The 18901-nt window shown below is 73.5% G+C and carries 15 protein-coding genes and 1 pseudogene; 11 read left to right on the top strand and 5 right to left on the bottom strand.

The genetic code is table 11. The features are described 5' to 3' along the window. Positions 1 to 12: 12 nt before the first annotated feature. Positions 13 to 558 carry a hypothetical protein gene (locus AB0J72_RS41295; protein WP_363409585.1) on the bottom strand — a complete coding sequence of 182 codons (546 nt, stop codon included), beginning with the start codon at positions 556 to 558 and terminating at the stop codon, positions 13 to 15. Positions 559 to 686: 128 nt separating this feature from the next. Further along, a complete protein-coding gene (locus AB0J72_RS41300) occupies positions 687 to 2063 on the bottom strand; it encodes a cellulose binding domain-containing protein (protein WP_363409588.1) in 1377 nt (458 codons plus the stop codon). A gap of 126 nt (positions 2064 to 2189) precedes the next feature. On the opposite strand from AB0J72_RS41300, the gene AB0J72_RS41305 reads away from it, so the two are divergent. Together AB0J72_RS41305 and AB0J72_RS41310 are read left to right on the top strand one after the other, a co-directional pair. Further along, positions 2190 to 3677 carry a hypothetical protein gene (locus AB0J72_RS41305; RefSeq protein WP_363409591.1) on the top strand — a complete coding sequence of 496 codons (1488 nt, stop codon included), beginning with the start codon at positions 2190 to 2192 and terminating at the stop codon, positions 3675 to 3677. A 172-nt stretch (positions 3678 to 3849) separates the two neighbouring features. Further along, the gene (locus AB0J72_RS41310; RefSeq protein ID WP_363409594.1) at positions 3850 to 4431 is read left to right on the top strand and encodes a hypothetical protein; all 582 of its coding nucleotides are present in this window, start codon (positions 3850 to 3852) and stop codon (positions 4429 to 4431) included. 7 nt (positions 4432 to 4438) lie between these two features. Here AB0J72_RS41310 and AB0J72_RS41315 read toward each other — a convergent pair whose 3' ends face one another. Next, positions 4439 to 4732, bottom strand: a complete 294-nt coding sequence (locus AB0J72_RS41315; protein WP_363409597.1) for a hypothetical protein — start codon at positions 4730 to 4732, stop codon at positions 4439 to 4441. A 61-nt stretch (positions 4733 to 4793) separates the two neighbouring features. Here AB0J72_RS41315 and AB0J72_RS41320 point away from each other — a divergent pair, with 61 nt between their 5' ends. Continuing rightward, positions 4794 to 4961 (top strand): hypothetical protein, encoded by a 168-nt coding sequence (locus tag AB0J72_RS41320; RefSeq protein ID WP_363409600.1) that lies wholly within the window; start codon positions 4794 to 4796, stop codon positions 4959 to 4961. 67 nt (positions 4962 to 5028) lie between these two features. Here AB0J72_RS41320 and AB0J72_RS41325 read toward each other — a convergent pair whose 3' ends face one another. Then, complete coding sequence (locus tag AB0J72_RS41325) at positions 5029 to 5541, bottom strand: CGNR zinc finger domain-containing protein (protein WP_363409603.1); 513 nt, start codon at positions 5539 to 5541, stop codon at positions 5029 to 5031. Between the two features lie 69 nt (positions 5542 to 5610). Between AB0J72_RS41325 and AB0J72_RS41330 the strand changes: the two genes are divergently transcribed. Further along, positions 5611 to 6705, top strand: coding sequence for a DMT family transporter (locus tag AB0J72_RS41330; RefSeq protein ID WP_363409606.1), 1095 nt, complete (start codon positions 5611 to 5613; stop codon positions 6703 to 6705). 157 nt (positions 6706 to 6862) lie between these two features. Then, positions 6863 to 9805 (top strand): BTAD domain-containing putative transcriptional regulator, encoded by a 2943-nt coding sequence (locus AB0J72_RS41335; RefSeq protein WP_363409609.1) that lies wholly within the window; start codon positions 6863 to 6865, stop codon positions 9803 to 9805. A 40-nt stretch (positions 9806 to 9845) separates the two neighbouring features. On the opposite strand, the gene AB0J72_RS41340 is transcribed toward AB0J72_RS41335, so the two are convergent. Then, complete coding sequence (locus AB0J72_RS41340) at positions 9846 to 9986, bottom strand: hypothetical protein (protein WP_363409612.1); 141 nt, start codon at positions 9984 to 9986, stop codon at positions 9846 to 9848. A gap of 232 nt (positions 9987 to 10218) precedes the next feature. Between AB0J72_RS41340 and AB0J72_RS41345 the strand changes: the two genes are divergently transcribed. The 6 genes and pseudogenes from AB0J72_RS41345 to AB0J72_RS41370 all read left to right on the top strand — a co-directional run. After that, positions 10219 to 11760: a pyridoxal-dependent decarboxylase gene (locus tag AB0J72_RS41345; RefSeq protein WP_363409615.1), complete on the top strand. Its 1542-nt coding sequence runs from the start codon at positions 10219 to 10221 to the stop codon at positions 11758 to 11760. 3 nt (positions 11761 to 11763) lie between these two features. Next, positions 11764 to 13014: a fatty acid desaturase gene (locus tag AB0J72_RS41350; RefSeq protein ID WP_363409619.1), complete on the top strand. Its 1251-nt coding sequence runs from the start codon at positions 11764 to 11766 to the stop codon at positions 13012 to 13014. A gap of 32 nt (positions 13015 to 13046) precedes the next feature. Beyond that, on the top strand, positions 13047 to 13475 hold the full coding sequence (locus AB0J72_RS41355; protein ID WP_363409622.1) for a cobalamin-dependent protein: 429 nt from the start codon (positions 13047 to 13049) through the stop codon (positions 13473 to 13475). Then, complete coding sequence (locus tag AB0J72_RS41360) at positions 13468 to 14844, top strand: methylaspartate mutase (protein ID WP_363409625.1); 1377 nt, start codon at positions 13468 to 13470, stop codon at positions 14842 to 14844. Before AB0J72_RS41355 ends, AB0J72_RS41360 begins: the two co-directional genes overlap by 8 nt. 19 nt (positions 14845 to 14863) lie before the next feature. Then, the gene (locus AB0J72_RS41365) at positions 14864 to 16210 is read left to right on the top strand and encodes an aspartate aminotransferase family protein (RefSeq protein WP_363409628.1); all 1347 of its coding nucleotides are present in this window, start codon (positions 14864 to 14866) and stop codon (positions 16208 to 16210) included. A gap of 199 nt (positions 16211 to 16409) precedes the next feature. Then, positions 16410 to 16868: pseudogene (locus tag AB0J72_RS41370) on the top strand (serine protease); the annotation flags it as partial. Positions 16869 to 18901 lie beyond the last annotated feature (2033 nt).

Here is an 18901-nt window from a genome sequence, read left to right on the forward strand (position 1 = left end):
CACCGGCCGCGCTCAGTCCGGAATGTTCAGAAAGTCCATGGCCCAACGCGTCCACTGTCCGTACGGGTTACACGGGTACACGTCGATCCCGGTGCCCCAAAAGCCATTGGGGTCCACGGTGTCCAGGCACATGCCGGGATACTCGATGGCCTCCCACTGTTCCTGGTTCGCGGGGTGCCGCCAGCCCTGACCGGCCTGTCCGCAGGCCTCGGCCCACACGGCGCGGGACGGGGAGCCCGGACTCGCGATCCCGTTGACGTTGTAGGTCAGGCACTTGTTCGTGGCCTTGTTGCGGAACCGCCGGTTGTTGTCGGGCTGCCCGGCGAAGCCCTCCTGGCTGAACGCCTGGTACTGCACCTGCGGCTGCTCGGACGCCGCCCGGCACCGGTAGGTCTGGACATTGGCGCGCACGTTGCCGGCCGTCTCGGCCTGAATGTCGACGCACCAGGTCCTGACATTCTCGGCCCAGCCCCTGAACTGGTAGTACACGACATTCGGCGAGGCGCCCGCAGGCGCCGCACCCAGGGCGATCGACAACGCCATGGCCACGGTCGCCACGACGCCGAAGCTGCTACGTCTGAACAAGCTCCACCATCCTCGAGTCGATGGAGCCAGACGCTATACGTGCACACTCTTCGATGGCTCTCCGCTCACTGGCACCGCTGCGGCCATGTGCGGGCTGGTGGTTACCTGAGCGTGCAGGTGAGGGCGGTCACGGGCTGGTTCTGGCCGGTGACGACCATGCCCCAGCTGGTGGTGCCGGCGGGTGGGATGACGGCGTTGTAGGGCTGGTTCGTCGCGGTGACCCGGGTGCCGGACTGGGTGGTGACGGCGTTCCAGGAGCTGGCGATGCGTTGGGTGCCGGGGAACGTGAACGCCGTGGTCCAGCCGGTCGATGCGGTGGTGCCGGTGTTGCGGACGGTCACCTCGGCCTGGTAGCCGTCGTTCCACGAGCCGGTGACGGCGACGGTCGCGGTGCAACCACCGGCGGACCCTGAGGCAGACCCAGAAGGAGACCCAGAAGCAGACGAGGAAGGTGACCGCGAGGCCGACGGGGACACCGACCTGGACGGCGAGACCGAGACCGACGGTGAGACCGAGACGGAAGTCGAGACCGACGGTGACGCGCCCGTCGTGGTGTACGTCGCCTTGGTGTACGCCGAGCCGCACTGGGCCGAGCAGGTGTCCGGCAGGGCGAAGCTGTACTCGCGGCCGCCGAACAGCGGTGCGTCGGCCGCGTCCCTGACCCGGATGCGGAACTGGGTGCCGCCGGAGGTGGTGCCGCCGATCACGAACGACTGGCCCATGTCGCCGTTGGGCTGGGCCGCCCGCCAGGCGCCGTCGGCGTAGTACTCGACGCCGTGGATGCCGTTGGGGAGGCGGGAGACGGCGATCGCCGGCCACCAGCGCTGCGCGCCGCTGAGGAAGCCGATCTGGATGTCGCCGGAGTAGGCGGGCGCCGGGATGAAGTTCCAGGCGACGTGCCGGTTGTTCCAATGGTTCGGGTACAGGTCGCCGAGGGTGGAGCCGTTCTTCGAGAAGCGGTTCAGCGACGCCTTGGACAGGTCCAGGTGGTACGGGTCGTCGCGGCACCAGGCGTTCGTGTCGGCGCAGCTGTCGGCGACCAGCATGTTCAGCACGCCGCCGTTGTAGGCGTCGGACGTCCAGGATCCGTTGCGGCAGAACGGCTGGCCGAGGGCGCCGTCGTTGGTGCCGGTGCAGTAGTCGGCGATCTTCACCTGGACCCAGCGCCCGCAGTTGCGGCCGTTGTCCCACACGCCCATCTTGTCGGCCATCGCGGGTGGCACCGGCCGGGTGTTGTAGCTGCCGTCGCCGGGGGTGTCGAAGACGTTCAGCGCGACGAAGTCCTGCGTCTCCAGCTCCGCCTGCGGCAGCCCGCAGCCACCGTACGGCGAGCCGAGCCCGTCGAAGTACGTCGCGTTGCCGGTCACCGGCGTGGCCGGCGGCGGTACCGTCGCCTCGGCGGAGGGCAGCTGCAGGTACGCCACGAGCAGGGCGGCGCACGCGCCGGCGGCACCGAGTACGGCGAGCCTCTTCGTCATGGCGCACACGCTTGCGCCGCCCGCAGCCGGCCGTCAACGGTGGCCGGCCCGCGCGCCGCGTTGACCTGGGCGCGCTGGCGAAACTTCCACACGGCCCGGCCGGAAAATCTTGTTAGCATCGATCGAATGACAACGGGGAGAATCTTGCTCGTCGGCGCGCTGCTGGGCGCGCTCATGAGCCCGGCGCCCGCCCAGGCGGCGCCGAGTTACACGTTCACCGCCGAGGACGTCGGATTCATCGACGGCGGTGACCAGACCGGTGCGGCCGCCCGGATCGCCGCGATGGACGACTACGTCGGCGCCAAGACCCCGATCGTGCGCCTCGATCTCTTCTGGGACGACGTGCAGGCCTGCGCGACGTGCCCGCCCCAGTGGGCCCGGCTCGACGCGCTGGTCGGCGCGGCCGCCGCGCGCGGCGTGCGGGTGCTGCTGATCCTCGACTACAGCACGAGCTGGGCCAACGGCGGCCGGCCCGGCAACTGGTTCCCGACCGACGACCGCGCCTGGGCCGGCATCGTCGAGGCCGCCGTCGCGCACTTCGGTGACCGGGTGCAGGCCTACGAGGTCTGGAACGAACCCAACATCACGGCGTTCGGCAACTACGGCGACAACAGCGTCGACGTCCGGGCCCGTCGCTACTGGGAGCTGGCCCGGATCGCGTACCAGAAGGTCAAGGCCGGCTGCCCGTCCTGCGTCGTGCTGGCCGGCGGCTCCGCGTTCGGCGACGTCGTCACCGTGAACAACCAGACGGTCAACGACAACGAGGCCGGCGACTGGCTCGAATGGGCCTACAACCACGGCTTCGGCGACACATTCGACGCCGTCGCGTACCACCCGTACCCGGACTGGGGCGGCGGCAACCGGCCCACGTACGCCCCGGAGCCGTGCACCGCGAACTGGTACCGGTGGTGGTCCGGCTTCGGCCCCGACGACGCCGCCTGCGGCGGCCTGGCCTACCTGCGCGACGTGATGGTCCGGCACGGCGGCGCGGCGAAGAAGATCTGGGCCACCGAGTTCGGCTTCCCCACCGCGGGTTCCCGCGCGCCGGTGGCGCCGGAGCTCGTCCGCGACGCCCTGGAGGAGGGCATCCGGTCGTGGCGGGTGCGCGACTACACCGGGCCGCTGTTCCTGTACTCGTTCCAGGACCTCCCGCGTACCGCGCAGGTGTGCGTGAACAGCCCCGCCGACGGTGAGTGCCACTTCGGCCTGCGCGACGCCGACGGCAGCCCCAAGGAGCCGATGTACACCGACGTGCGCACCGCCCTCATCGGCGGCGCGTGGCCGGCGGCCCTGTCACCGGGCCGCTCGCTGTTCCGCGGCTCCGCCCTGTTCTCCGGCGGCGGCCGTTTCACGCTCTGGCTGCAGGGCGACGGCAATCTCGTCATGTACGACCGCGGCGTGCCGTACTGGGTGCGCGGCGGCCTCAAGGGGTACCGGCTGACCAACCAGCACGACGGCAACCTGGTCCTCTACGACCACGCCGGCAGCCCGCTGTGGGCGTCCGGCACCAGCGGACGCGGCGACGCCACGCTGTGGATGCAGGACGACGGCAACCTGGTGCTCTACCCGCACGCGGGCGGCCCACCCTGGGCGAGCGGCACCGTGCGCCCCTGAAGGCGGGTCGTCGCGGCCGCACCGGTGCCGCCGGCCTCGCCTGGATGCGCGCCACCGCGCCGTAGCGGCCTCGTGTATCGCTGCCTGTATCGGTCGCCGTGTCCATGAGAACCCTGTCTCCGGGCGGACCGCGGTGATGTGATCGGCGCACCCGAGGATGGAGGTCGCTGTGATGGGTCGTGGGAAACGGCTGCGGCGGTTCGCGGTCAGGCAGCTGGCGGCGGTGCTGCTCGCGACGGCCGGGCTCGTCGTCGTGTCGGTCACGCCGGCGCACGCGCTGTACAAGCTCAACCAGAGCTTCGAGAACCGCGACGACGGCGCCTGGTACTGGGGCCTGGTCGGCCAGGGCTCCGGCGAGTGGTACACGGGGCAGTGCGCGCAGGCCCTGACCGGCTGCGGCGGCGTGCTCCTGGGCCACGGCCCGACCGGCTGGACCACCCTGTACACCACCGTCCGCCTCGGCGCGCTGGACTATGGCTGGTGCTCGATCGGCTACTCCGCGCGCCGCTGGAACTCGGCGGTCGCGCCGACCGCCCGGCTGGAGGTCCTCAGGCCGGACTACACGTACATCAGCCTCACCGACAAGACGCTGACCAATGCGTGGACGTACGTCGGCACCGGCTTCTACCAGTACGGGGCACGCGACGTGATCATCAGGATCACCTTGCCCGCGTCCGCCTCGGGCGGCTCCGTCGGCATCAACGTGGACGACCTCACCATCGACTGCCGGGTCCTGATCGAGGGCCGCGGCTGACACGCGGTCACATGGCGTCGAGCTCCGCGATGGCCTCGCGGAGCCGGGCCTCGCCGGCTGCGGCCTCTGCCCGGACCTCGACTGCCAGGCGCCGGGCCACGTTCGCGGCCAGCGCGGCCAGCTTGCCGGCAAGGCTTTCGAGTTCCCGGGCGCCGGCCGAGGTCGCGATGGCGCGGGCGCTGGTGACGTGGATCCGGACCGCCTCCTGCCACCACTGGATGCTCCGCTCCGGCATGTCCAGATCCGCGTAGCGGTCGCCGACGAGTTCGTAGACATAGGCGGAGCGGGAGGCGACCTGCAACCCATCCGCCGGCCTCGACGACCCTGGTGCGCGACTCGGCCAGCTCCTGGTGGGCCGGTCCGTGCCACGGTGGGCGGCGGCGACGGTGCTGGACACCTCCGCTGTCGCGCTGCTCGGCGCCTACCTGCCGCTGGACTCCGTGGTGGGCACCGCCGCGTGGGCGGCGGCGACCGCCGGCTTCACCGGCTGCGCGGCCGAGCTGCTCCGCGCCCGGCGGATCACGGGGTAAGGACGGACGCGAACCCGCGGCGAGGACAGCGCAAGGTGGGCGCGGGACCTCGCCCACCTTGCGCCGGTCATGGGGTGAGGTCGGCGCGGCGGCGGGCGCGGAAGTCGCGGACCTTGCGCCGGTTGCCGCACTCCGACATCTGGCACCAGACACCCTTGCGGTTGCGGGCGTGGTCGTAGAAGGCCCAGCGGCAGTCCTCGGCGGGGCATAGCTTGAGCCGCTCCCAGGTGCCGTCGAAGGCGGCGACCGCCACGACCGCCAGCAGCCGGGCGGCGAGCGGGTCGGTGGCGTCCTCCCCCGCCGTGAGCCGCGCGGACTGGCCGCCGAGGCGCAGCCGCAGTGGCTGGGCGGCGGCGATCGCGTCCAGGGCGGCCGGGTCGCCGTCGATCGCGTCGCGCAGCGCCGTGCGCAGTGCTACGGCCTCGCTCAGGGCGGGATGCGACACCTCGGGCAGGTGCTGCCGGCACCACGCGGCGAGGCCCGCGGCGTCGGCGAGCTGGTCGGTGCCGTGCTCCAGGTCGAGCGTGTTGGCGAAGGACCGCACGATCTCCAGGGCTCCGGGTGCCTCCTGTGGTTTCATTGCGTCGCCTCCGGTAACCGGTAAACTGTTTTAAAGGTTACATCATCGAGGTGCGGACGGAGTGACGCCATGGCAGCGCAGACCTCATCGAGCCCTCCGGTCACGGTCGCGGCGGCACGCGGGCCCGAGCCGGCCCGGCGCGGGCAGGGCCGGCTGGCGGGTTACGCGGCGGTGGTCGTGGCGGCGGCGCTGTGGGGGTTCGGCGGGACCGTCGCCAGCCGCCTCTTCGACGCCGGCGTCGACCCCCTCGAACTCGTCGCGACCCGCACGTTCATCACCCTCGCCGGGCTGGCGCTGCTGGTCGCCGCCGGTCGCGCCACCCGCCGGCAGGACCGGCAGGACCGGCAGGCGGCGCCGGAGCGGGCCGGCTGGGCCGTGACCGTCGGGTTCGGCGTGTCGGTGGCGGTGGCCAACGGCTGCCTGTTCCTGGCGATCCAGCACCTGCCGGTCGCGGTGGCGATGGTGCTGCAGAACCTGGCCCCGGCCCTCGTGGTGGGCTGGCTGATCGTGCTCGGGCGGCGGCGGATGAGCCTGCCCCTCACCCTCGGCCTCGCCGCGGCGCTGCTCGGCGTGGCGCTGGTCGTGCGGCTGCCGGAGACCTCCTGGGGGCAGCTGGACCTGGTCGGCATCGGCTTCGGCCTGGCCACGGCGGCGGGCGTCGCGGCGTTCTCGGTGCTCGGCAGCGCGGCGACGCGCGCGCACGGCGCGCTGCGCGCCAACGTGTACGCCTTCGCCGTGTCCAGCGTGGTGTGGCTGGCGGTGCTGGCGCCGGGCGGCGCGCCCGGCATCACCCGGCACGGCGACCAGTGGCCGGGGATCGTGTTCGTCGGGGTGCTGGGCACGTTGGTGCCGTTCCTGCTGTACGCGTGGGGCACGGCACGGGTCGGCGCACAGGCCGGCGCCGTGAACATCTCGCTGGAGCCGGTGTTCAGCGCGGTGCTCGCCTGGTGGTGGCTGAGCCAGCGGCTGACCGCGATGCAGATCGCCGGCGGCGTCGTGCTGGTCGGCGCCGTCATCGCCCTGCAACACCTGCGGGAGCACCCGGAAAGGGAGCACCCGGAAAGGGAGCACCCGGAAAGGGAGCACCCGGAACACGACCCGCGGGAGCGACCGGATGGCCCCCTGAAGAAGCAGCCGGACGACGACCCCGGTCGCGGCAGATGACCGCGCCGTTACCGGTGTGTTGCCTTTGACGGAAAGCTCCCCCGGCCATCAGGAATCGACAGTCATGGTTGATGCGACTCTGGCTACTGATAGTTATGCTTCGATATCGTTGCGGTGATGCCGCCGTCGACGCTCGGGAGCCTGAAGTTGGAGTCCGATGGAGCTGCGGGTGCTGGGGCCGATGGAGGTCGTCCACGAAGGCCGGCGATGGACCATCTCCAGCACCCGCAGCGGCACGGTGCTGGCCTGCCTGGCGGTCAACAGCGGCCTCGTCGTGCCGGTCGCCGACCTCATCGAGGCGGTGTGGCCCGAGCCGCCACCGACGGCCCGGTCGCAGATCCAGATCTGCGTCTCGCAACTGCGCCGGACGCTCGCCGAGGCGGGTCGCGCTTCGGCCGTGATCACCCGCACCGGCGGGTACCAGCTGCGGATGGCGCCCGAGGAGATCGACGCCCACCGGTTCGGCCAGTTCGTCGACGAGGGTCGCCGGCTGGCCCGGGAAGGGTTCACCGAGGAGGCGCTGGAGCAGCTGCGCGCCGCGGAGGCCATGTGGTTCGGCCCGGCGCTGCCCGGGATCCCGGGCGAGCCGGCCGAGGCGTGGCGGCGGCAGCTGGAGGAGGCCCGCGACACCGCGGTCGAGGAGCGGATCCGGCTGGAGCTGGCCACGGGCCGGCACGAGGAGCTGCTCAGCGAGCTGGAGCGGCTGGCGGTGGTGCACCCGCTGCGGGAGCGCATCCACGCGCATCTCATGCTCGCGCTGTACCGGTGTGACCGTCAGGCCGAGGCGCTGCAGGTGTACCGGCGGGCCCGGCAGCTGCTGGTGGAGCGGCTCGGCGCCGATCCCGGGCCGGAGCTGCAACGGCTGGAGCGGGCGATCCTCACCCAGGATCCGGCGCTGGACCTGCCGCCGACCGCCGGTCCGGTCGCGGCGCTGCGCACACCCGCCGGGGCGCCCGGGCCGCCGCGGCAGCTGCCGATGGACGTCGCCGACTTCACCGGCCGCGAGAAGCTCGTCGAGGAGATCCAGGCGGCGCTGACGGCGCGCCGGGACGACCCGCAGCAGCCGGGCAGCTCACCGGTGGTGGCGATCAGCGGCCCGGGCGGCGTCGGCAAGACCAGCGTCGCGGTGCACGCCGCGCACGGCCTCGCCGACCAGTTCCCCGACGGGCAGCTGTACGCGAACCTCGGCGGGCGGCCCGGCTGGGAACGGGTGCCGGAGGTCCTGGCGCAGTTCCTGCGGGCGCTGGGCACCAGCGGCCCGGCCATCCCGGAGAGCGTCAGCGAGCGCGTCGCCCAGTTCCGCAGCCTGCTCGCCGGGCGGCGGGTGCTGGTGCTGCTGGACAACGCCGCCGACGAGACGCAGGTGCTGCCGCTGCTGGTCAACGCGGCCGGCTCCGCGGCGATCGTCACGTCCCGGGTGCGGCTGACGGCCCTGCCGGGCTCGCACCAGTTCGACGTGCAGGTGCTGTCCGGCCGGCAGAGCGCGTCGCTGCTGTACAGCATCGTCGGGCCGCGCGTCCTCGCCGAGCCCGACGAGGCCGACGAGCTCGCCGCGCTGTGCGGGCACCTCCCGCTGGCCTTGCGGATCGCCGGCGCCCGGCTGGCGTCCCGGCCGCACTGGCGGGTCGAGCGGCTGGTCAGCCGGCTGCGGGACGAGGCCCAGCTGCTCGACGAGCTCGTCCACCGGGACCTGTGTGTCCGCGGCACGCTGCGGCTGAGCTACGACAGCCTGCCGCCGGAGACCCGGCGGCTGCTGCGCCGGCTCAGCGTGCTGCCCGGCGACGACTTCCCCGCCTGGATCGCGATGCCGCTGCTGGAGGCCGGGCACGACGTCGTCGAGGACTCGCTGGAGCGGCTGGTGGACGTCCGCCTGCTGGAGGCGCACGCCGACGAGACGACCGGCGCCGTGCGGTACCGCTTCCACGACCTCGTGCGCGCCTTCGCGCGGGAGCTGCTCGCCACCGAGGAGCCCGACGGCGTCCGCGACGAGCTCGTCCGGCGGGTCGTCGCGGGCTGGCTCACCGCCGCGGAGCTGGCGCACCGCCGCGAGTACGGCGGCGACTACACCATCGTGCACGGCACCGCGCCGCGCTGGCCGTTGCCCGACCCGGTGACCGGGCCGATGCTGGCCCGCCCGATGGAGTGGCTCGAGCTGGAGCGGCTCAACCTCGTCGCCGCGGTCCGCCTCGCCGGCGACGCGGGGCTCACCGAGCACTGCTGGGACCTGGCGTTCACCCTGGTCACGCTGTTCGAGACGCGGGCGTACTACGACGAGTGGGCCGAGACCGCCGGCATCGCGCTGCACGCCGCCCGCCGGGCCGGCGACCGCCGCGGCGAGGCGGTCACGCTGCACTCCCTCGGCACCATGCACATGTTCCTGCGCAACCCGGACCGGGCCGAGCCGAAGCTGCGGCAGGCGCTGCGGCTGCTCGACAGCGTCGACGACCCGCACGCCGCCGCGCTGGTCCGGCGCAACCTCGCCTACCTGGACCGGCTGCGCGGCGACGCGACGGCGGCCCTGGACGGCTACCGGGCGGCGCTGACCGCCCTGCGGCGGGCCGGCGACCTGGTCGCGGAGGCCCACGTGCTGTCCAACCTGGCCCGGGTCCGGCTCAGCCAGGGCGCCCCCGACGAGGCCCGGGAGCTGGTCGAGGAGGCGCTGAGCATCTGCCGGTCGGTCGGGGTGCGGCGGGTGGAGGCGCAGGTGCTGCACCGCGTCGGCGAGGTGTACCTCGACACCGGCGATCTCGGCCGGGCCGCCCAGGCCTTCGAGCAGGTGCTGCACCTGGTCCGCAGCGCCGCCGACCGTACCGGTGAGGCGCACGCCCTGCACGGTCTCGGCACGGTGCACGCGAGGGCCGGGCGGATCGCGCGGGCCCGGGCGACGCTGCAGCGGGCCGTGCAGGTGGCCCAGCGGGTCGCCGAGCCCGTCGTGGAGGGGCAGGCGCTGTACGAGCTGGCCCGGCTGCCCGACCGCGAGCCCGGCGAGGCGTCCGCGCAGCTGGCCGCGGCGCTGGAGATCTTCGACCAGCTCGGGGCCCGCGGCTGGCACGCCCGGGCCGCCCAGGCACTGCGCGACCTGCACGAAGACGCCCCCTGATCCGGACCGGATCCAGGGGGCGCACTGCCCGTGCCGCCCGCTACCGCGGGTGACCGACGACGGCGACGGCCGGACTGCTCCAGCCCGTCTCCGCCCGGACCTGGCCGGGGCCGCGCACGACGGCGGCGGCCGGCAGGACGGCGACCAGCGCGGCGGCGGTCACTGCGAACCGACGAATCATCGGGGCTCTCCTCACGTGGTGCGGACTGCGGTCGCACCGGTTCTACCCGGGCCGCTATCGTTTCGCTTTCGCCGCGCCTTCGCCGTCGTGCCGCCCCGCCGGATAGCCGCGGGATAACCGGCCGAATAGGGCGCGGGCACAACCTCCTTGCGAACGACGCGAACACGCGAATGACGCCGAAACACGCGACTACGCGACAACGCGACAGACAGCCGACGCGAGGAGATGGCAGATGACGATCGTCGAACAGCCCGCCCGCCGCACGACGGCGCAGCTCCCGCCCGCCGGGAGCATCGAAGGGCTGCAGCTGGTCGAGGTGCTCACCGGGGTGGCACTCGACACCCTGCGGGAGGTGACCAGCGCCCGGCCCGGCCCGGTCACCGCGGGCGGGCCCGCCGCCGTACGTGAGGCCGCCGGGCGGCTGCTCGCCGGGCCGCTGCTGCCCGAGGAGCCGGGCGACCCGGTCGAGACGTTCCGGCGGTTCGTGCGCGAGTTCGCGACCTGGTCCGTCGACATCAGCCACCCCGCCGCAGTGGCCCGCATGCAGTGCCCGCCGACCCCGGTCGCGGCCGCCGCCGAGCTCGTCCTCGGCGTGCTCAACCAGTCGCTGCACGCCTGGGAGGCCGGGCCGTGGGCGCTGGAGCTGGAGCGGTACGTCATCCGCAACCTCTGCGACGTCGTCGGCTACGGCCCGGCGGCCGGCGGCACGATCACCGCCGGCGGCAGCATCTCCAACCTCATGGCGATCCTGACCGCCCGGGACAGCGTGATGCGCCGCGAGTCCGGGGTGGTGCCGTTCTTCGACGGCCTCGGCGGGACGGGCCGCCGGCCGGTCGTGCTGGCCACCGACGCGACCCACTTCTCCATCGGCAAGGCGGTCGGGATCACCGGCATCGGCGAGCAGGCGATCGTGCGGGTGCCCAGCGACGCGCTCGGCCGGCTCGACCCGTCGCAGCTGCAGCGCACGCTGGAGAACCTGCCCGACGACGCCGTGCCGATCGCGGCGATCGCCTGCGTCGGCTCCACCGACCAGGGCTGGGTCGACGACCTGCCCGCCCTGGCCGACGTGTGCGGGCGGTGGGGCGTGTGGCTGCACGCCGACGCGGCGTACGGCGGCGGCGCCCTGTTCTCGCCGCGGCTGCGCGGGCGGCTGGCCGGCCTCGAGCGGGCCGACTCGGTGACGCTGGACCTGCACAAGTTCGGCTGGACCCCGGCGACCTCGGGCATCTTCCTGGTGTCCGACGCGGCGCACCTGGCGCCGCTGTCCGGGCAGACGACCACGACGCTGAACGCCGACGACGACAAGGCCGCCGGTTACATCGGCCTGTACGGGCAGTCGGTGCAGGCGACCCGCCGGGCCGAGGCGTTCAAGATCGCCGTGACGATGGGCGCGCTGGGCCGCGCGGGTATGGCCGAGATGGTCGACGGCTGCCACGACCTTGCCCGGTACGCCGCCGGCCAGGTTGCCGCGCATCCGCGGCTGGAGCTGGCCGCCGAGCCGTCGCTGAGCACCGTGCTGTTCCGGTACCTGCCGGCCGGCGCCGACGGCGACGACGCCCGGCTCGACGCGTTCAACGGTGCGCTGCGCCGGGAGCTGATGGACCGCGGGGTGGTGCTGCTGGCCCGCACCAGGGTCCGCCGCGCCGACGGCAGCCAGCCGGTGTTCCTGAAGATCATGGTGCTGAACCCGGCCACGACACCGCAGGAGATCGACGAGATCCTGGCCGGCATCGTGGCGGTCGCGGACGAGCGTTCCGGCCGCGAGGGGGCGTGAGCGATGACCGCCACCGTGCACCGGCCATCGCCGGACACCGTCGCGACCTCGGCGCCCGAACGGCGGTTCGCGACCACGGACTCCGCGGACAACAGCGTCCGTGACGGGATGCGGCGCCTGCCGGGCGTGCTGCAGCTGCCGCTGACGATGCTCACCGGCCGCCCGTACACGGGACAACGCCGGCTGCAGCTGACGCCCACTGCCCACCTGATCGCGGCGCTGGCCTCCATGGCGGCCGGTCTGGCGCTGAGCGGGGCGGCGCTGGCCCTCGGCGGGTGGTGGCTGTGGCTGCTGCTGCCGGGCTGGGCGAGCACCCTGCACGGCGCCCGCAACCAGCGGATGATGATGTTCCACCAGTGCGCCCACCGCAACATGTGGGCCAGGCGCGGGCCGGACCGGGTGCTGGGCAAGATGATCGCCGGTCTGCTGATGGTGCAGGAGTTCGAGCGGTACAGCACCGAGCACGTCGCCGACCACCACGCGCTGCACCACATGACGCTGCGGGACCCGACCGTGCAGGCGTTCCTGGTGAGCCTGGAGCTGCGCCCCGGCATGACCCGCCAGCAGATGTGGCGGCGGGTGCTGGGCAAGCTCGTCTCGCCGGTGTTCCACGCGCGGTTCCTGTGGGCGCGGGTGCGCTCCTACGCCCACGCCGCCAGCCCGCTCGAACGGGCGCTCACCGTCGCCTGGTACGCGGGGCTGGCCGTGGCGGCGACCCTGCTGGACGGCTGGGCGCTGCTGCTGCTCGGCTGGGTGCTGCCGATGACCCTGTTCTTCCAGGTCAGCAACACGCTGCGGTTGTGCGTCAAGCACACGTTCCCCGGCCGGGACGTCGAGTCCCGCCGCGGCAAGGTGTACTTCGCGAGCCTCACCAACGCCATCTGCATCGGCGAGCCGGTGCCCGCGGCCGGCCTGCGCGGCGGTGCCCGGCTGCGCGCCTGGGCCCGCTGGTGGACGCGGATGCTGCTGGTGCACCTGCCCAGCCGGTACCTCGTGCTCACCGGCGACACGGTGTGCCACGACTTCCACCACCGGCGGCCGATGACCCGCGACTGGGCGAACTACATCTTCGCCCGCCAGGACGACGTGCTGACGGGCCACCAGGGGTGGCCGCCGTACCGCGAGATCTGGGGCATGGTGCCCGCGATCGACCTGGTCTTCGAGTCCCTGTCGCTGGCCGACCCGGACGAGTTCGACCGGGCGCGGCTGGCCGAGGCGAGCGACCGCGAGCTGTTCGCCGCCTTCGACGACTGACTGTCCCCAGAGGATTCCCAAAGGAGCGAACCATGCAGCGACTCGTCATTCTCGGCGTGGCACACAGCGACGCCCACGCTGTGGCCAACCATCTCATCGCGATGCAGCTGCGCGAGCACGGCTTCACCGTCGTCAATCTGGGCGTCTGCACGCCCCTGGCCGACTTCGCCGCGGCCCTGGAGGCCAACCCCACCGCCGAGGCGGTCGTCATCGGCAGCCTCAACGGCCACGCCTACGCCGACCTCGCCGACCTGCCCGCGCTGCGGGCCGCGGGACGGCTGCGCTGCCCGGTCGTGCTCGGCGGGAACCTGACCGTCGGCAGCCACAAGTCCGCCGGCGGCATCGAACGGCTGCGGGGCCTCGGCGTCGACCACATCCTCGAGAACCCGTTCGAGCTGCCGATGGTGCTCGACCTGATCCGCGAGGCCGCGACCGCTGGGAGGGTGGCGGCCGGTGTCTGAGACCGTCGAGTGGGCCGGGATGCGCATCGACCGGTCCACCGCCGCAGACCTGCCACAGTGGCGGGACACCGTCGACGCGCTGCGCACCTCCACCCGGCCGCGGGCCGCCGACGCGCTGCGCGCCGCACACCGCACCGGCCGGCCGATCGCGCAGCCCCGATGCGGGGTCGGCGGCCACGAGGAGATGCTGGAGCTGCTGCGCCGCCTCGAGCCGGCCGGGCCGGGCATGCTGACGGTCACGATCGACTCGTACACCCGGCTCAAGCAGTTCGACCGGGCCGCGCAGGCGCTGCGGGAGGCGCCGGCGGACCTCAACGGCTACCCGCTCACCGTGCACGGCTGGCGGCGCGGCCGGCAGCTGCTGGACGCCGTCGGCGTGCCGCTGGAGGTCCGGCACGGCTCGCCGGACGCCCGGGACCTGTTCGCGGTGGCCCTGGCGGCCGGGTTCACCTCCTTCGAGGGCGGCGGCATCGGGTACAACGTGCCCTACTGCAAGGACGTGCCGTTCGCGACGTCGATGGAGGCGTGGCGGCAGGTCGACGCGGTCTGCGGGGCGCTCGCCGACGACGGCGTGATCGTCGACCGGGAGCTGTTCGGCACCCTGACCGCGGTCCTGGTGCCGCCGTCGATCAGCCTCGCCTGCACGCTGCTGGAGGCGATCGCCGCGGTGCGGGAAGGGGTGCGCTGCCTGTCGATCGCCTACCCGCAGGGCGGCGAGGTGCACCAGGACGTGGCCGCGCTGCGCAGCATCCGTGCGCTCGCCGCGCGGTACCTGCCGCCGCACGTCGCGGTGCACCCGGTGCTGCACGAGTTCATGGGGGTGTTCCCGCGCGGCCGGGGCACCGCCGACGCCCTGATCCTCTACGGCGGCCTGGTCGCCCGGCTCGGCGGCGCCGACAAGATCATCAACAAGACCAACCAGGAGGCGTACGGGATCCCCGACGCCGACGCCAACGCCCTGGGCATCCGTACCGCCCTGATGGGCACCTCGGAGCTGCTGGACTTCGTGGCGCTGGACGAGGCCCGCATCGACGAGGAGATGTCGTGGCTGCAGCGGGAGGTCGCGGAGCTGGTCGACCCGGTGCTGCAGGACGGCGACGTGCCGGCCGGGGTCGCCGGGGCGTTCGCGGCGGGGCGGCTCGACGTGCCGTTCAGCGCGAGCGTCCACGCCCGGTCGCTGGTCGTGCCGGCCCGCGACGCGACCGGCGCGATCCGCTACCGCCGCACCGGCGAGCTGCCGTTCTCCGCGGCCGTGCGGCAGCGCAACGACCGCCTCACCGACACCGGCGCCGGGTCACCGGACCGGTTCATCCAGGCGGTCACCGCCGACATCAACTACTTCCTCCGCGACGAGCCGGCTTCCGTCTGACCACCGAAAGGGTCCTGTGATGAGCTCGCACCGTACGAACGCCGAGGCGACCGCGGCCGACCGGGCGCACGTGTTCCACTCCTGGTCGGCGCAGGGGGCGCTGCGACCGCTGCCGGTGGCCGGCGGGCGCGGCAGCCGCTTCTGGGACCTGGAGGGCAACACCTACCTCGACTTCTCCTCCCAGTTCGTCAACCTCAACATCGGCCACGCGCACCCGAAGGTCGTCGAGGCGATCCAGCGGCAGGCCGCGACGCTGCCCACGATCGCCCCGCACTTCGCCAACGACCAGCGCTCCGAGGCGGCCCGGCTGGTCGCGTCGCACGCCCCGGACGGGCTCACCAAGGTGTTCTTCACCAACGGCGGCGCCGAGTCCAACGAGCACGCGGTGCGCATGGCCCGGGTGGTGACCGGCCGGCCGAAGGTGCTGTCGGCGTACCGGTCCTACCACGGCGCCACGCACACCGCGATGCACCTGACCGGTGACCCGCGCCGCTGGGCCACGGACACCGGCGCCGCCGGCGTCGTGCGCTTCTTCGGCCCGTACCTCTACCGCAGCGCCTTCCACGCCACCACCGAGCAGGAGGAGTGCGACCGCGCCCTGGCCCACCTGGAGCAGGTCATCGCGCTGGAGGGTCCGGGCACGATCGCGGCGGTGCTGCTGGAGCCCATCGTCGGCACCAACGGCGTGCTGGTCCCGCCGGCCGGGTACCTGCCCGGCGTGCGCGACCTCTGCGACCGGCACGGCATCCTGCTCATCTTCGACGAGGTCATGACCGGGTTCGGCCGCACCGGCGCCTGGTTCGCCGCCGACCACTGGGGTGTCCGCCCCGACCTGCTCACGTTCGCCAAGGGCGTCAACTCGGGCTACGTCCCGCTGGGCGGGGTCGTCCTGTCCGACGCCGTCGCCGCCGCGTTCGACGAGCGCCCCTACCCGGGCGGGCTCACCTACTCCGGGCACCCGCTCGCCTGCGCCGCCGCCGTCGCCACGATCACCGCTATGCGGGAGGAGGGCATGGTCGAGCACGCCGCCCACCTGGGCGAGCACCTCATCGGCCCGCGCCTGGCGAAGATCGCCGACGCCCATCCGAGCGTCGGTGAGGTCCGCGGCCTCGGCGTCTTCTGGGCCGTCGAGCTCGTCCGCGACCGCACGACCCGGGAGATGCTCGTCCCGTTCGGCACCGCGGGCGCGCAGGGCGCCGTCGGCGAGGTCGTCGCCGAGTGCCACCGCCGCGGCCTGTGGCCGTTCGCCCACTTCAACCGCGTCCACGTCCTGCCCCCGTGCAACACCACCGAGGCCGACGTCCACGAGGGCCTGGACATCCTGGACGCCGCCCTGGACCTCGCCGACCGCCACGTCACCCGTTAGCCGCATCTCCGGACCACGACACGCGACGCGTGGTTCCTCCGGCGGCACGCCTGGCGATACCATCGCCATCATCGGAACAGGCGACGGGAAAGTCCGCATTCAAGATTGGGCTTGAGTGGGGCGGGTCGAGCCAGCCGCCGCGACGGCGGCCGAGTCTCTCGAGGCATTGACGAGCGAGGCAACCGTAACGCTCTCGACGATGCCTTCGCGGACGCGCGCCACGGCCGTCTCCGGCACCGGCTTCTTCATCACTCCCGACCTGGTCGCGACCTGCGCGCACGTCGTCGCCGACGACGTCACCGACCTGCCCGGCTTCGTGCGCGCACGCGACACGGCCACCGGTGAGGAGCTCACGCTGCGGGCCGTGCCGGAGCTCTACTTCCGGCACCGCGACGGCATCGACCTCGCCCTGCTCAGCATCACCAGGTCCGTGCCGGCCGCGGGCCGCGCGTTCGTCCTGCCGTCGACGGATCTGGTCGCCGGGGACCGGCTCTGGACCTACGGGCATCCGGCGGGCGACGTCCCCGCCGGCTTCAAGTACCAGGGAACGTCGCGACACAAGCTCAAGCCGGCCGGCCAGCTGCCGCGGCTCTTCGGCGCCGCCCCGCTCCAGGGCGGCGCCAGCGGCAGCCCCGTCGTCAACCTGCGCACCGGCGGCGTCTGCGGGCTGCTGTGCCTGTCCGACGGCGCCGGCGGCCCGCACCTCGTGCCGATCGGCGCCGTGCTGGAGCGCTGCGCCGAGGCCCAGGCCCTGCTCGACGCCGGCGCCATCGCGCACGGGCGCTGGCTGGCCCGGCTCAGCGACGAGCAGCTCCTGGCCGGGGCGTGGCCGGTGCCGACCAGGCGCCTGCGCGGCTACCTCGACGCCGCCGAGAAGGCCGCGCAGCGGCACCCCTACCAGGAGCTGATGGTCCCGCAGGAGCACGGGACACACCGGATGCCGGCGCTGTCGGAGATCTACGTGTACCAGCTGGCCGCCGGCGAGAACGAGGAGGCCCGCGACGGCATCGAGGCGACCGACCTCGTCCCGATCGCCGCGGATCAGATCTTCGAAGGCCCCGGCGACAGCGTCCTGCTCGGCGACGCGGGCTCGGGCAAGTCCAGCCTGCTGCAGTCGGCCGTCTGGACCTCGGTGCAGCGCTGGGAGCGGGACGTCGACACGGTCGTGCCGGTGCGCGTCCGCGCCGCCCAGCTGCTCGGCCGGAAGATGATGCCGGAGCTCATCGCGGCCGCCGTCAACGAGGAGCTCGGCGCGGTCGGCGCCGGTCAGCAGTGGCCGGCCGGGTTCTTCGCCACGCCACCGATGGCCGGCGTGCGGTGGCTGGTCCTGGTCGACGGCCTCGACGAGATCATCGAGTACCGCGACCGCAAGGCGGTCATCGACAAGATTGTGGGCTTCCGGGCGCTGTCGGACCGTGCCGCGCACCGGTTCGTCGTCGCCACCCGGCCGCTGACGGAGATCGACCACTACGCCGGCCCCGACTTCACCCCCGCGGCCTTCCGCCTGCTGCCGTTCACCGACCAGCAGTTCGTGCAGTTCGCGCAGCGATGGTTCGAACACCTCGGCGCGCCGGAGCCCGGGGACCGGGCCGCGGACCTGCTCGACCGGATACTCGGCGGCGGCCTCGACGACCTGTTCCGGATCCCACTGGTCGCGATGATGATCTGCAAGCTGGTCGCGGACCAGCCCGGCGACGCGCTGCCGTCCTCCAGCATCGAGCTGTATCAGCGGTTCGTGTCCATGCTGACGGAGCGGCTCTTCCGCTCTGATCTGCGCGCGTCGCTCAACCGGGTGGCCGGCGACTACGGCGCCGAAGCGCTGCCGGCGGTCGACCGGCTGCTGCGCGAGGTCCACCCGCTGGCCGGCCGACTGGCCTGGCGGCAGCGCACCGACCAGCGCACGGACCCGCTCACGGCGATGGTGGAGTGGACCGCTCACCTGCGGCCCCCGCACCTGCCGGACGGCACGTGGCGGGTGCTGGTCCGCGAGACGCTGCGCCGCACGGGCCTGCTCGTCGAGCGCGACGGGCGCTTCCAGTTCCTGCACCACAGCATCGCGGAGTTCCTCGCCGCCCTGCACGTCGACGCCGACCGGCGCCTGCGGGCCGACGAGTTCGCCGCCGTGTTCCGGGCCCGCCGCGGCGGCTGGTCCGCGGCGCGGCCGCGCTGGCGGCACCCGTACGCCCGGTTCCTGGCGTTCCTGTGGCAGGACCGCGAGGACCTCGGCGAAGCGCTGCGGCACATCGCCGCCGGCGGCGGCCTCGACGGCGGCCTGTTCATCGCGGCGCTGCGCCACGACGGCGTACCGGTGCCGCCGGCCGCCCTCGCGATGGCGGTGAAGACGCTGACACCGTTCGCCGGCAGCGACCGCGACCTGCCCAGCCGGCGGTCCGCGATCGATGCGGTGACCGTGCTCGACCGTGCGGCCGGGGCCCGCCTGCTGGTCGCGGCGGCGACCGATGCCGCCGTGGACAAGCTGGGACGGCGTTGGGCCGTCGAGACGCTGGCCGGGCTGGCCGACCGGCGGGCCGCGGCCCGCCAGTCCGCGCACCGCCGCGACGGCGTGCCCCGCGATCACCGGTGGGCGCTCAGGGTGCTCGCGGCACGGCCCGGCCCGGCGGGCGCGGACCTGCTCGCGGAGCTCGCGGCCGACCGCGGCCTGGACGAGGTCGACCGGGAGTGGGTGTTCCA

This window comes from Dactylosporangium sp. NPDC049742 (assembly GCF_040674675.1).
Lineage (GTDB): Bacteria > Actinomycetota > Actinomycetes > Mycobacteriales > Micromonosporaceae > Dactylosporangium > Dactylosporangium maewongense.

What these genes read in the sequence shown, in the direction of transcription:
- AB0J72_RS41300 (WP_363409588.1), bottom strand. Translation starts at nt 2,063, where the DNA reads ATGACGAAGAGGCTCGCCGTACTCGGTGCCGCCGGCGCGTGCGCCGCC.
- AB0J72_RS41305 (WP_363409591.1), top strand. Translation starts at nt 2,190, where the DNA reads ATGACAACGGGGAGAATCTTGCTCGTCGGCGCGCTGCTGGGCGCGCTC.
- AB0J72_RS41310 (WP_363409594.1), top strand. Translation starts at nt 3,850, where the DNA reads ATGGGTCGTGGGAAACGGCTGCGGCGGTTCGCGGTCAGGCAGCTGGCG.
- AB0J72_RS41325 (WP_363409603.1), bottom strand. Translation starts at nt 5,541, where the DNA reads ATGAAACCACAGGAGGCACCCGGAGCCCTGGAGATCGTGCGGTCCTTC.
- AB0J72_RS41330 (WP_363409606.1), top strand. Translation starts at nt 5,611, where the DNA reads ATGGCAGCGCAGACCTCATCGAGCCCTCCGGTCACGGTCGCGGCGGCA.
- AB0J72_RS41335 (WP_363409609.1), top strand. Translation starts at nt 6,863, where the DNA reads ATGGAGCTGCGGGTGCTGGGGCCGATGGAGGTCGTCCACGAAGGCCGG.
- AB0J72_RS41340 (WP_363409612.1), bottom strand. Translation starts at nt 9,986, where the DNA reads ATGATTCGTCGGTTCGCAGTGACCGCCGCCGCGCTGGTCGCCGTCCTG.
- AB0J72_RS41345 (WP_363409615.1), top strand. Translation starts at nt 10,219, where the DNA reads ATGACGATCGTCGAACAGCCCGCCCGCCGCACGACGGCGCAGCTCCCG.
- AB0J72_RS41350 (WP_363409619.1), top strand. Translation starts at nt 11,764, where the DNA reads ATGACCGCCACCGTGCACCGGCCATCGCCGGACACCGTCGCGACCTCG.
- AB0J72_RS41355 (WP_363409622.1), top strand. Translation starts at nt 13,047, where the DNA reads ATGCAGCGACTCGTCATTCTCGGCGTGGCACACAGCGACGCCCACGCT.
- AB0J72_RS41365 (WP_363409628.1), top strand. Translation starts at nt 14,864, where the DNA reads ATGAGCTCGCACCGTACGAACGCCGAGGCGACCGCGGCCGACCGGGCG.